11 protein-coding genes are annotated in these 13,104 nt (G+C 37.5%); all 11 read right to left on the minus strand.

The features are described 5' to 3' along the window. Positions 1-225 precede the first annotated feature (225 nt). The gene (locus AC1FXZ_RS06410; RefSeq protein WP_480051880.1) at positions 226-1,419 is read right to left on the minus strand and encodes an acyl-CoA dehydrogenase family protein; all 1,194 of its coding nucleotides are present in this window, start codon (positions 1,417-1,419) and stop codon (positions 226-228) included. Positions 1,420-1,622: 203 nt separating this feature from the next. Next, complete coding sequence (locus AC1FXZ_RS06415) at positions 1,623-2,897, minus strand: TRAP transporter large permease (protein WP_480051881.1); 1,275 nt, start codon at positions 2,895-2,897, stop codon at positions 1,623-1,625. 13 nt (positions 2,898-2,910) lie between these two features. Continuing rightward, positions 2,911-3,384: a TRAP transporter small permease gene (locus tag AC1FXZ_RS06420; protein ID WP_480051882.1), complete on the minus strand. Its 474-nt coding sequence runs from the start codon at positions 3,382-3,384 to the stop codon at positions 2,911-2,913. A 117-nt stretch (positions 3,385-3,501) separates the two neighbouring features. Continuing rightward, positions 3,502-4,383, minus strand: coding sequence for a fumarylacetoacetate hydrolase family protein (locus AC1FXZ_RS06425; protein ID WP_480051883.1), 882 nt, complete (start codon positions 4,381-4,383; stop codon positions 3,502-3,504). Between the two features lie 60 nt (positions 4,384-4,443). Continuing rightward, positions 4,444-5,445: a TRAP transporter substrate-binding protein gene (locus AC1FXZ_RS06430; protein ID WP_480051884.1), complete on the minus strand. Its 1,002-nt coding sequence runs from the start codon at positions 5,443-5,445 to the stop codon at positions 4,444-4,446. Positions 5,446-5,485: 40 nt separating this feature from the next. Further along, the gene (gene tcuA, locus AC1FXZ_RS06435; protein ID WP_480051885.1) at positions 5,486-7,036 is read right to left on the minus strand and encodes an FAD-dependent tricarballylate dehydrogenase TcuA; all 1,551 of its coding nucleotides are present in this window, start codon (positions 7,034-7,036) and stop codon (positions 5,486-5,488) included. A 58-nt stretch (positions 7,037-7,094) separates the two neighbouring features. After that, positions 7,095-8,048, minus strand: coding sequence for a VOC family protein (locus tag AC1FXZ_RS06440; protein ID WP_480051886.1), 954 nt, complete (start codon positions 8,046-8,048; stop codon positions 7,095-7,097). A 23-nt stretch (positions 8,049-8,071) separates the two neighbouring features. Next, entirely contained in the window at positions 8,072-8,911 is an 840-nt protein-coding gene (locus AC1FXZ_RS06445) for an alpha/beta fold hydrolase (RefSeq protein ID WP_480051887.1), read from the minus strand. Between the two features lie 345 nt (positions 8,912-9,256). Then, positions 9,257-11,116, minus strand: a complete 1,860-nt coding sequence (locus AC1FXZ_RS06450) for a XylR N-terminal domain-containing protein (protein WP_480051888.1) — start codon at positions 11,114-11,116, stop codon at positions 9,257-9,259. An 81-nt stretch (positions 11,117-11,197) separates the two neighbouring features. Further along, a complete protein-coding gene (dmpG, locus tag AC1FXZ_RS06455; RefSeq protein WP_480051889.1) occupies positions 11,198-12,208 on the minus strand; it encodes a 4-hydroxy-2-oxovalerate aldolase in 1,011 nt (336 codons plus the stop codon). A 14-nt stretch (positions 12,209-12,222) separates the two neighbouring features. Next, the gene (locus tag AC1FXZ_RS06460) at positions 12,223-13,104 is read right to left on the minus strand and encodes an acetaldehyde dehydrogenase (acetylating) (RefSeq protein WP_480051890.1); all 882 of its coding nucleotides are present in this window, start codon (positions 13,102-13,104) and stop codon (positions 12,223-12,225) included.

Raw genomic sequence — 13,104 nt, forward strand, 5'->3', positions numbered from 1 at the left:
TTTCTCACGAAACGTAACTAATTATCGCTTTAGCTAAACTTCGTTAACTCTTCTGTTACAACCTGACATAATTTTTCTTCTTCTACACCAATATTAGAAAATTAAGATAATTGTTTCTAGAGTAAAAACACCTTAAGTTTTAAAGCCTTTCAGCTAATTTTTGTTGGTTTCTTTCTTTAAAAAATGTTATTGATCTCTTTATTCACAAAAATTTATTACATAACTTTAATACCTGATCGCATTAGATTCTAATCCACTTAATACACGCCCGTAATTTTCTTTAGTAATAGTTGGAGAAAGGGATCTATGAGAGTACAAGGTCATAAAGTCACGAAAAATCCTCTGAAGTGGATGACCTTCGTATACATATCCTGAACCACTACCAAGCAACAACAAGTCTAGTGCTTCTTTACACAACTGATTAGCGTATCCTATATCAGCAAGCGCTCTTACCCTCGCCTCCTTATCCATGTAGTCGCCACTCGCCGCCCACCTGTCAAGTTCTTCAGCTACTCGGTAAAAGTGCATGGAAGCGCTGTCAATTTTTAATGAAGCATCAGCAATGATGGCATGAGTACTGGCTGCATCCTGTATATACTCGACTCCAATATGAGCTGCTTTTCGGTTCGGGAGCACTTCTTGGAAAAACTCAAGTGCATGCTTTACCAACCCTAGCCCAGGCAAACCTAATGATAATATTAATGCTGGAAAGAGAGCGGTATTATATAATGAAATATCACGAAGATGCTTAGATTGAAAGTTACCATCCAATGCTTCTACAAAAGATGTACAGCGACGGTCCGGAATAAAGACATTATTCATTTTAACACTGTTGCTTCCTGTTCCCTTAAGTCCCATCGTATACCAATCATCCATAATTTCCATTTCATTAAATGGCAGTGTCATTAAGACTTGGTCAACTAGTTCTCCTTCTTCATCAACAATTGGCATTCCAAAATATCCCCAGCTTGCATGAAGTGACCCGGAGCAGAACATCCAAAAACCTTCTTCTACAAGATATCCACCTTCCACTTTCCGAGCGATACATTTTCTTGGTTCATACACACCAGCAAAGAGGACATCATCCTCATTTTCCCCAAAAATTTCCAGATGCGTTTCTTCTGAAAAGGATTGTGCCACCATCAGTTCGCGGATTGCACAAAGAGCAAGTATCCAACCAGTAGATCCACAACCTTTCGATATTTCAACAATCACATCTGTATACGCTTTCATATTTATTTCATAGCCATTGTATCTTTTTGGACGAAGCATTTTGAATAGCCCTGCTTCTTTTAACTCCTCCATAGTCGACTCAGGTATTTTGCGAATCTCCTCTGTTTCTTCCGCCCGTTCTCGCAACTTCGGTACTAGAGCTTTTGCTTTCTCAAGAAATGAATTCACTTTCACAACTTCTGGCATAATACCCTCTCCTTCTGCATTTCGATTAACTTCTTACCTAAATTTTAGGGAATTTAAACATCAAATGTAAGAATAAAAAAATCTTAATTTTCTTTATTTTTCCACTATTATTTATTAGTTTTTGTCATTTCAAATCATGCATTTAAGAAAATATTCGATAAATTGAACGCCACCAATGCTATTAATCAAAATAAAAACTACTATTATTTGAATAAGTTTGCTATACCTATACTGATTTGAGGGAATAACAGAATAATAATAACGTCAATGATCAGGATAAATATAAATGGTAGAGTTGGTTTTATTAAAGACTCATACTTTAGTTCACCCACTTTGGCAGCAACAAATAGATTTAAGCCAACTGGAGGTGTAATGAGCCCAATAGATAACGTAACAATCATGACAATCCCAAAGTGAACAGGGTCAAGACCTAGGGCTGAAGTAACCGGAAGTAGTATTGGTGTTAAAATGATAATAGCTGATATAGGTTCCATAAACGTTCCGATAACAAGCAGTAGAATGATAATAACGGCCATAACCATAAACGGAGAAAGACTTGTGCCGTTAATGAGTTCACCTAAGGTATGTGGAATTCTTTCAAGTGTTAACCATAGTCCAAAGAATGAAGCCGATGCAATGATGAGGGAGAGTACTGAAACTGTAATTACTGTACTGAGAAGAATCTCCTTAAATACAGAATAAGTAATCTTTCGATAAACAAATCTTCCAATAAGCAAACCATAAACTACTGCTACGACAGAGGCTTCAGTTGGGGTAAAAATCCCTCCATAAATACCCCCAAGGATAATAAAAGGCATTAGTAAAGCTAACAATGAATCAATAAAGCTTCTGCCTAGTTCTTTACCATTTGCTTTGGTTGTTGTCGCATAACCCTTTTTGGAAGAATAAACATAAGCTACTAGCATTAAAGAGGCACCAACTAGAAGACCCGGGATCACCCCTCCAATGAAGAGGTCTCCAACAGAAACCCCACCTGTAACTGCAAATAATACCATTGGAACACTTGGTGGAATGATAATACCGGTTGTCCCTCCTGCGGCTTGAACAGCTGTCGCAAAGTTGCGATCATACCCTTGCTTCACCATTGCCGGGATTAATAATCCACCGACTGCAGCGGTTGTCGCTACCGACGATCCCGATAAGGCAGCAAAAAACATACATGCAACAATTGAAACATGAGCAAGACCACCTTTAAAATGTCCTACTAAATTATTCGCAAACTTTACAAGCTTCTCGGATATTCCACCATGCTCCATGATTTTCCCAGCTAAGATGAAAAAAGGGGCTGCTAAAAGAGGGAATGAATCTAATGCATTAAACATCCTATTCGGTAATGTAGTAACTTCAAAACTACCCGATAAAAAAACTACTATTGTAGTACCGAGCCCTAATGCAACTGCTATTGGCACATTTAACAAAAATAACAACACTAAAATTAAAATAAGTGTGATTACCATTACATCACCTCCATCACTTATTTCCAAGCTTGGAATGGTTAAGATTTATATCAACCACATTGATCATTTGTAACAAACCACTGATCGGAATAGCTAAATAGACCAAACCCATCGGAATTTTCAAAGCAGGTGAGGTTTGGGTCATTGAGGAAAGGGCAAATATAGTTCCAGCTACGATAAGAATAATAAAGAAGAATATACAAATACTACTAACTATTATCCTAGTAATATTTTGCCATCTATATGGGAATTGATCTACAAGTGCTGATATACCAATATGCGCACTATATTGAAAAGCAATTCCACCACCTAAAAATACAACCCATACCATCATGTAACGTGCTAGTTCATTCGTCCAAGAGAACGAGTTACTAAAAAGGGCACGAGAACATACTTGAAAGAACACAATAATAACCATTAAAAATAAAAGTGACATCGTAACAGCTTCAGTTGATTTATTTATCCGGTATATCGCTTTACTCCACATAGTTCTCCTCCATTTCAAAAAAACGATTAGAATACAACTAAAATAGCCCCCCACCTCCGATAAAATGCCTAACGTCAACGGGGGGCGCTTCAATCATTATGAGTAATTTACGGTTTACTATTCAAAGCGGTTGATTAATTGCCCCAGGCCATCAATTTCAACCGTTACTGTATTGCCACTCTTTAACCAGATTTGTTTATCTTCTGGATAGCCAAGAATAACCCCCTCCGGTGTACCAGTCATGATAATATCATTCGGTTCAAGAGTCATGTGTTCAGATAAGTCCTGAATCAACTTTTCACATGAGAAGATCATATTTTCTGTATTAGAATCTTGACGCTTTTCCCCATTTACAAACGTTCGGATGCCGAGATTATTCGGATTCTCTATTTCATCAGTTGTTACTACATACGGACCAACAGGAGCGAACTGATCACAATTTTTCCCAAGTAACCATTGATGAGAACGAAATTGCAAATCTCTTGCAGAAACATCATTACCTATACAATAGCCAAAAACATGCTTTAGTGCGTCTTCTTGCTTGACATCTTTCGCCTGACTTCCAATCACAATACAGAGTTCACCTTCGTAATCAATTTTCTTTGAATTGGATGGTATTTTAATCGTTTCATGATGTCCTGCAAGAGTGTTAGCGTATTTCCCAAAAACAATTGGTTCTGTTGGCAACTCCATATTCGTCTCTGCAGCATGAGGCCGATAATTGAGGCCGATACAAATGATTTTCCCCGGGCTCTTTACACACGAAGCAAATTGAATCGATTCTTCTGAAATCGCAGCTTGACTACAGCGTTCTTCATTTTCTGCTACTATTCGATTGAGCTTTTCAAGCCATGCTATGTCTGTAATAACATCGTTTGTAATTTGTGGAAGTTCCTTATTTCCAGTAATCTCTGAAAGGACTGAAATCGGCAGTACTCCACCTTTTACTTTAATTGCGAGTTGTTCTTTTTTATCAAGAATAATATTAGCTATTTGCATTGGTCCCCTCCACATCACTAACGTTTTATTCCAGTTAAATAAAAACTTTTAACAAGTAAATTATTCAACATTTCTTATTTTTTCAACTAGGCCTCCGAATCTATCTTCATGTTTTTCATATACTGGTTGGACAGCTTCCACAAAAGCCTCCCGATCTACTTCATTCATTTCAATAACTTGAACGCCATTTTCTATTATTGTTTTTTTAGCGTTTTCCTCATATTCTTTGTATACTACATCATGGTAATAATCGATATTCTCACTTACTACCTCCATAATGTCTGCCTGTATTTCGTCACTTAATGAATCAAAAGTATTCTTACTCATGAGTAATATTCCTGAACGATAATTGATTGCGATCTCTGTATAGTAATCAGTAACCTCATAGAGCTTCCCACCTGTCATCGCCACGTTTACTGGATCTGTCCCGTCTACCACTCCTTGTTGAATGGCTGAATATAATTCAGGGAATGGCATTGGGACGGGATCTGCACCCAGCACCGTAAAAGTATCCATGAAAATATCATTTTCAAGTGTTCTCATTTTTAATCCTTGTAGATCTTCTGGCTTACGAATTTCCCTTTGATTATTTGCTAAATGTCCCTCACCATAATCAAAAAATCCTAGTAATTGAAAACCTTCATCAGATGCTTGATTTATTAACTCTTCACCAACCTCTGATTTTAAAGCCTTATGAGCATGATCTAAATCATGGAAGAGAAACGGCATATCTAATACGGCAATATCCGATACAAAGTTAGAAAAAGCACCTCCAGTTACGAAAGCCATATCAATTGAGCCTGTTCTAAGTTGTTCAACCATTTCAACTTCTCCACCTAATTGGCTAGCTGGAAAAACTTCAATCACTACGTTTCCATTCGTTTTATCAGAAACATCCTCTGCTATTTTATCTGCAATAATTCCACCTGGATCAGTGGCAGGTGCTGAATGACCATAACGAAGTGTTAAGGATTCACTAGCAGTTTCTTGATTAGAACTTCCACAAGCAGCTACAATGCTCATAACAAAAATAGAGATACATAGAAATAAGAGCTTTTTCATACTTCCACCTCTTTTATTTTTTAGAATCTACCTACATTAATTACAAGCTTGTTAAACTTTGATTTTTGACAAAGTGAGCTGCATTTTCACCAGCAATTTTCCCAAAAACAGACCCAGCCATTAAACCAGCCCCTCCGGGATAATTAAAATAAAAAAGTCCCCCAACTAGCTCACCAGCTGCATATAACCCAGGAATTGACTGAAGCATTAAGTCTTGGACTTCAGATTGTGGATTAATTTTTAATCCTCCGAAGGTGAAGGTGATTCCACAAGTGACAGCGTAAGCTTCATATGGACCTTCATCGATTGCGTTCGCCCAATTTGATTTCGGAACAGATAAGCCTTTTGTAGAACGTCCGTCTTTAATAGTTGGATTAAAAGGGATATCTTCATTGATCGCAGCATTGTATTCTTTTATTTCTTTCAAAAATGTATGGGCATCGACACCATCTAACTTTTCTGCTAATTCCTCTAATGTATTTGCTTTCACTTTTGTCACTTGCTTGATCCTATATTCATCACGTAATAAATGAGATACTTTCTGATCGTAAATTTGCCAAGCGAATTGTCCAGGTTGATCGAGAATTTTTTTACCGTATTTGGCATACGTGTAATTACGAAAATCAGCCCCTTCATCAACAAAACGCTTTCCTTCAGCATTAACCATAATTCCAAAAGGATAACTCAGCTTCTGAAATCCCTCAGTAAATTCTGGTAAATAGCGATCTCCTCCAACAGCATGAGCTCCTGACCAGTTTCCAAATGGCATTGCCCCTATATTTAGTGCCATTTGAATTCCTTCACCAGTATTAAAACGACTACCACGAGCATGGGCAAGGTCCCAATTAGGGCCTAAGTAACGAGTGCGCATTTCTTGGTTAGCGTGAAATCCTCCAGAAGCTAATATAACTGCCTTGGCATGTATTTTCGTTGTTTTTCCCTGATGTTTAACAATGACCCCGTGCACTCCATTATCATCATGTATAAGCTCTGTTGCCATTGTATTAAATAAAACCTGAACACCTAACTTCCTTGCTTCTTCATGTAATGACTCTACTAAGCCTGGGCCTCCTCCTACCGATTCAACGATCATCCCACCCCAAAACTTAAATTTTTTATTTACTTTATAAGCTTGTCGCCCATAGATTGGAATAAATCTCACCTTATGAGATTGTAACCATTCCATTGTTTCAAAGCTTTTACTAGTCAACAGTGAAGCCAGTTCAGGATCTGTGCGATAGTTTGTCAACCTACACATATCATCAAAAAACTGTTCTTCTGGATATGTCCCAAAATCTGAAGACTCAATTTCCTCTGGTGTCAGATCTGGCATAATTTTTTTTAGATCTTCAACCCCATTATAAGTAAATCGAATTGATCCATGAGTAAAAGTGGTATTTCCACCTTTTTCAGTGTCAGGTGCTTTTTCAAGCACAATAACATCGGCACCTTTTTCGCGCGCGGAAATAGCTGCACACATCGCAGCATTCCCAGCCCCAACTACCACAACATCAGTGTCAAATTTGAATGCTTTACTCAACATTTCTACCCACTTTCTTTTTAATTTCTTTTCTCTTGAGAATAAGTCCATGAAGCTTGAAAAACCTCTTTTGAGATATTATTTATCAAGATCTCAAAAGAGGAGGCTATTAAGCTTCAATCGTTGGTTTATTCAATTCCTTATCAGATACGGATTCACCCCAATAAGTATTTCCAATCGAATGATCCTCTTCTGTCCATTCAACAGGTTCCCAATCTGGTTCAAAGATTAAGTACGAACCACTGAACAATTCAACTCTGCAACCACTTCCCGGATCAATTACATATAAATAGAACGCTTGAGAAATCCCGTGCTTACCAGGGCCAATAAAGTTAATTCCCTCTTCTTTTAAAATATCAGCAGCACGAAGAATGTCTTGAGCATTATCGAGCCAATAAGAAATATGGTGAAGTTGATTTGGTGTTGTTGCCTCAGGTCTTGAAATAACGGCAATATCATGAACCAGAGGTGTTACACTCATCCAACCAGCCATTACTTTGTCATCATTGTATTTAACATATTCACGGAGTTTAAAACCTAATTGTTCTCCTAAATAATCTATGATGTCCGACACATTCATTGATGTGGCAATATTAACATGGTCAAACCTTCTCGGAGAGATACCACGATTCCATGATTTGTGTGATTGGTTCTTTAAGATAGAGCGCGTTTTTTCATTTGCCTTAGGTTTTTCCACATCATAGTAAATTTCAAATGAATGCTGACTCGGCAGCTTAAAGCGAATTGCTCTCCCTTGACCGGCTTCTTCGCCAGCTTCAATCCATTTAACTTTAGTTCCGGCTTTTTCCAAAAGTTGTGCAAACCCTTCCACATCTTGCGGTCGTTTTGTTCTCCAGGCAATATGATCAATATAACCTCTGTCACCCGCTGTTAATGACAAACTATGGTGTTCAAAATCTCCCCAAGCACGTAGATAAACAGTTCCTTCTTTCTCTTCTGTTACTTCTAACCCTATTACATCACGGAAAAACCAAAGAGATTTCTCTAGATCTGGTGTAACAAGTGCTACATGGCCTAATTTAGCAATTTCAGGTAAAGTCATAATTTCTCCTCCTATTCTATGAATCAGATAGTGCTAGCAAAATATTGTTGTATTAATTGATTGAAGCTTTCTCGTTTTTCAATCTGTGTCCAGTGTCCACATTCTCCATACACATGCATCTGCGCTTTTGGTAAATGAGATAGCAAATAATAACTAGACTCAACTGAGCATACCTTGTCATCACGACCGTGTACGAGTAAGATAGAATGTTCAATTCGATTCAAAGCTGTTACCGGTACTGGAACTGCCGCAGTTGAAAAAATAGAATCATTGGAGCGTCGAACCTCTGCTCTCATTGCCGTTTCAAAACGAGACTCAGTTAGACCATCAATCTCTTCTGCCATTGCTGCTGGATCATATACAAACCAGCTCATTATTTGCCTTAATTTCTTTGGAGATGGATTGTTATAAAATCCTTTTGCACGTGCTAATTCATGACTTAACTTTGTATTCGGCGTCCCTCCTGGTCCCATTAGAACAACTTTTTCAAACCGCACTGGATGTTCAAGCAATAACTCCAAAGCGATCGAACATCCTAATGAGTTTCCAACAAGATGGACTTTTTGATAGCCAAGTTCATCAAGAAGTTCCATAAGCTGGTTAACCCATAAATCCATCCATTCTTGCCTATTCTTTGGAAGAGTTTCCGGATGACTGCTTTGCCCAAAACCATAAAGATCCGGAGCCAGGCAATCATATGTCTCACCGCAATCCTTTAATGCATAACGCCAATTGGCAAAAGCTGTAACTCCAGGTCCGGATCCGTGAAGGAATAAAATCACTTCAGCATTTCCTTCACCAGCTCGGTTTAAGAAAGTCTCAAAATTAGCCGTTTTAATTACTGTTTGATTTGCATTTGACAATTTCTTTTCTCCTCCTCTTAGGATAAAATTAGGAATAATTCTATCCAAACTCTGTTAACCCACGCTTTGTAACCCCTTACATTTTAGTTATACAAATGAACTCAACTGTTTAAAAACAAAGTAGTAAAAAATTAGTTCTTACTGAAATTTTAGAAAATTATACCCCTACTTTCTAGAGTAAAAATCACTTAAGATTCTATCTTTTTCCATTAGTTTTTATTGGACTGATTATACAATCTCCCGAAAAATTAAAAGAAACGAATGAAAAGATTTCATCTTCTCATTCGTTTCTTATTAGAATACTGATCACTATCTATCATTGTCTAATTATCTAATAACCTATTTCTATTCAAAATCCAATTCTCCTAAAGCGATAAGTGAATCAAGGATTAGTAAGAGCTGATAACTTTGGGTAGGATTCCGTAAGTCTTTATTGATCATTTTTTCAATTTTGTTTACACGATACGTAAGCCCACTCATTGATAAACAAAGGTCCTCCATTGTCTGCTGGAGTTTCCCCCCATTTGTTAGGAAAACATATAAGGTTTTTAATATCTCTTTTTTCTTAGATTCGCTCAAATTATAGATTGGTCCTAACTCTTGTTTAGCAATTTTTTTAATACCACTCACATTTTTTGAATTAATTAGGACTCCAATAATACCTAGATCTTTAAAGTTAATGATTTTCTTTCCTGTCGACATTCTTAAAGCTATTAAAGCTTCTTCTAAATACTCTAACACATCTTCAATTTCTTCGGCTCTATCGCTGATTCCTATTTGGTATTGATAACGGGGAAAGCTTTTTTCAATATGTGAAAGAATCATTTCCATTTTTTGCAGTATATTATCTGTTTCAGGTAGCAGCATAATAATATGATCATCGTGTTGGCCAATCAGTGCTTTATACCCTTTTATATCTAAAAATTTCACAATTGTCTCTAAAAATAAATCATAATGTTCTGTATTATTTTTCTCTAACTTTCCTTTTTCGTTATAATCAATCGCAGCAATATAATAACGGGAGTCCAAATCAACCCCCATATACCTTCCTCGACTTATCACATCTTCTTTAGACGTGTATTGCCCTTTAACGATTTGTTCTAAGAAATACCCCTTCATTTTTTCAATTGCTTCGAAGCTTGTTTTTTCATTTAATAAATATAAAGAAGCTGCATTTGCGGTTCTTTCAATGAACATAACATCAACTTCAGAGATTGTTGACGTATCCCTATATTGAAAAAATGTGCAATAGCCAATGATTTTTTTCTGAACATAAATCGGTGTGATTAATCGATCTTGATAGTCTGTTTTAAATCGAACCGTCTCGTTTAGTAGAGGAAAATTTCTGTGGTTTTTGTATAAACGTTTCGTTAAGTGGTTTTTTATATCTTTATTTAACTCCACGTATTCTTCTTCTTTTACGCCTGAATACACTATATTTTGAAAACTTAAATCCTCAATTGCTATAGGAATTTCTAAAAGCTTGAACGTAGTATTAGCAATATCTTGTAGATTGCTTCCATTTGAAATACTTTCCGTTAATCTCGTATGAAATTTAGCTACTTTTTCAATATAGTTTCTCTGTTCTAGCAATTGTTCATAAGTATCATTTAACTCTTCTATAATATTTGTTTCTTGATAGAGAGCGAGTTCGTCTTTGATTTCATCGCCCCAATCCTCCAGACGTCTCATTTCAAACCTGCATACATTATCGCCTTTGCCAATACAAGATGTTTCCTTAACCACAACATTGTGCTTAAGGATCGTTGTCATATAACCACTTGAATATCCAGTCAACGTATGGCAAACTGGCGAATCTGATAGACCATGATGTTTGAGATGTTCAAGTGCTTCAAATGAATCAATCCATTTCCCTTTTGCAGCCACAGATTTAAGGTTTCCTAAATTATCGACCTCAATGATTCTCTCAGATTGAATGTCACCGATATGCCCGGTATTTAAATGGAGGATCGATGCTTGCTTGATAAGAAAATCAAGTGAAGTACTTTTTTTCATCGCTTCCTCGGCATCACTCACCCCTAAATTCCAGCCATAACGTAGTAGAAATCCTTTCGCTCTCTTTTGTCCTAAATTTTCGATGAGCCCTTTCCGAAGAAGTCCAAATCCAGCAGATGTCGATAAAATTTTCTTGTTGCCTTCTTTTTTGAAACCTTCATTTTGAATCTGATCTAAATGAACTTTCATAACTTCCTCCTTAAATTCGGGGTCAGAAAGATAAAAGACTCCTTTTATGGGCATTTGCAAGGAGCCTCCAATTTACACTAGTTAATTTTTCTGTTCGGCGAATCTTTGAGCAACATCGTAAATCAAATCCTCTTGTCCTCCAACGGCTTTCATCTTGCCAAGTTCGACTAATATATCACGTTCTTCAACGTTAAACTTTTGTGCAGCTGCTTGCGTATGAAGCAGAAAACTAGAATAAACACCTGAATACCCCATTATCAAACTTGAGCCAGTTACTTCCTGTGGGCGCTGCATATATTTAGCAACAACATCGTTTGCAACATCCATAATTTTGTATAGATCGACCCCAGTATTAAAGCCCATTCTTTCAAGAACTGCAACCATTACTTCTGTTTGAGTATTTCCACTTCCAGCCCCTAGACACCGAAGGCTCCCATCAATATATGTAGCACCAGCCTCTACTGCTGCAACTGTATTAGCCATAGCCATCGATAAATTATTATGACCATGGAAGCCTATTTCACATGAAAGTTCGTTTTTTAACGCAGCAATTCGCTCTTTCACTTCATTAGGCAAAAGATAACCGGCAGAGTCTGTTACATAGACAATATCAGCACCATAGCTTTCAAATAGCTTTGCCTGTTCAACAATTTTTTCAACCGGTACCATATGAGCCATCATTAAAAACCCTACTGTTTTTAGGCCTAATTCACGTCCTAAAGCGATGTGTTGTGCAGCAATATCAGCCTCAGTAACATGTGTTGCCACCCGGACCATTTTTGCTCCTGCCTTTACAGCATCCTGAAGATCTTCTTTAATACCGATTCCCGGAATAAGCAGTACTGACACTTTTGAATGATCACATTCATCAGCCGCTGCTTCAATTAGTTTAAGTTCGTCTGTACCTGAAAATCCATATTGAAGAGAAGACCCTCCTAACCCATCTCCATGTGACACTTCGAAATAATTCACGCCTGCTCGATCTAGCCCACGAGCCGTTTTCCTTACCTGTTCAATCGTAAAGTTATGCTTCATTGCATGACTGCCATCTCGAAGTGTTACGTCTAATATTTCAAAGCTACGTTTTGTCATCGTACTCCCCCCTATTACTTAATAGCCTCACTAGATAGCTGTTTCGCCAATTCATCTCCTACTTTTGCACCTGCTGCTGTCATAATATCGAGATTACCTGAATACGGTGGGAAGAAATCGCCCGCCCCCTCCACTTCGATAAATACAGATATTTTTTTGCCATCAATTTGAGGCGTTCCTCGTAAACGATAACCAGGGACGTAGGTTCTTACTTCTTCAGCCATTTGTTCGATGGAAGTAATAATTTCTTGTTCTTTTCCTTCTTGTTCGACAAGAACATGAATCGTATCACGCATAATAATCGGTGGTTCAGCTGGATTTAAGATAATAATGGCTTTCCCTTTTTTTGCTCCCCCTACTTCCTCTATAGCTCTTGATGTCGTACGCGTAAACTCATCTATATTTGCCCTTGTTCCAGGTCCAGCACTTAAACTTGAGATCGTAGCAACGATTTCAGCATAGTCAACTTGGCTAACTCGACTGATTGCATGAACGATTGGAATAGTTGCCTGCCCTCCACAAGTCACCATATTTACATTTGAACTACCGAGATTTTTAGCAAGGTTAACTGGAGGAACAGTAAATGGTCCAATCGCTGCAGGCGTTAAATCAATCACTTTTTTTCCAATTGCGATTAATTGCTCACTATGATATTTATGGGCTTTTGCTGTTGTTGCATCAAAGACAATATCAACTAATTCTGGTTGTTTCAAAAGACCTTCAATTCCATCGTTTATGGTCGCATAACCACGCTCATGAGCTCGCTTTAACCCTTCTGATTCCGGATCAATCCCTACCATTACACTCATTTCTAAATGCTCACAACGCTCAATTTTATACATAAGGTCGGTTCCGATATTCCCTGAACCTAGAATTCCCACTTTATACTCAGTCAT

This window comes from Halalkalibacter sp. HAAS-P014 (assembly GCF_056619965.1).

Bases quoted from the DNA above. Each gene is read 5' to 3' on its own strand.
- AC1FXZ_RS06430 (WP_480051884.1), bottom strand. From the start codon at position 5,445: ATGAAAAAGCTCTTATTTCTATGTATCTCTATTTTTGTTATGAGCATT.
- AC1FXZ_RS06415 (WP_480051881.1), bottom strand. From the start codon at position 2,897: ATGGTAATCACACTTATTTTAATTTTAGTGTTGTTATTTTTGTTAAAT.
- AC1FXZ_RS06410 (WP_480051880.1), bottom strand. From the start codon at position 1,419: ATGCCAGAAGTTGTGAAAGTGAATTCATTTCTTGAGAAAGCAAAAGCT.
- dmpG (WP_480051889.1), bottom strand. From the start codon at position 12,208: ATGACAAAACGTAGCTTTGAAATATTAGACGTAACACTTCGAGATGGC.
- tcuA (WP_480051885.1), bottom strand. From the start codon at position 7,036: ATGGACTTATTCTCAAGAGAAAAGAAATTAAAAAGAAAGTGGGTAGAA.
- AC1FXZ_RS06425 (WP_480051883.1), bottom strand. From the start codon at position 4,383: ATGCAAATAGCTAATATTATTCTTGATAAAAAAGAACAACTCGCAATT.
- AC1FXZ_RS06420 (WP_480051882.1), bottom strand. From the start codon at position 3,384: ATGTGGAGTAAAGCGATATACCGGATAAATAAATCAACTGAAGCTGTT.
- AC1FXZ_RS06440 (WP_480051886.1), bottom strand. From the start codon at position 8,048: ATGACTTTACCTGAAATTGCTAAATTAGGCCATGTAGCACTTGTTACA.
- AC1FXZ_RS06450 (WP_480051888.1), bottom strand. From the start codon at position 11,116: ATGAAAGTTCATTTAGATCAGATTCAAAATGAAGGTTTCAAAAAAGAA.
- AC1FXZ_RS06460 (WP_480051890.1), bottom strand. From the start codon at position 13,104: ATGACTGAGTATAAAGTGGGAATTCTAGGTTCAGGGAATATCGGAACC.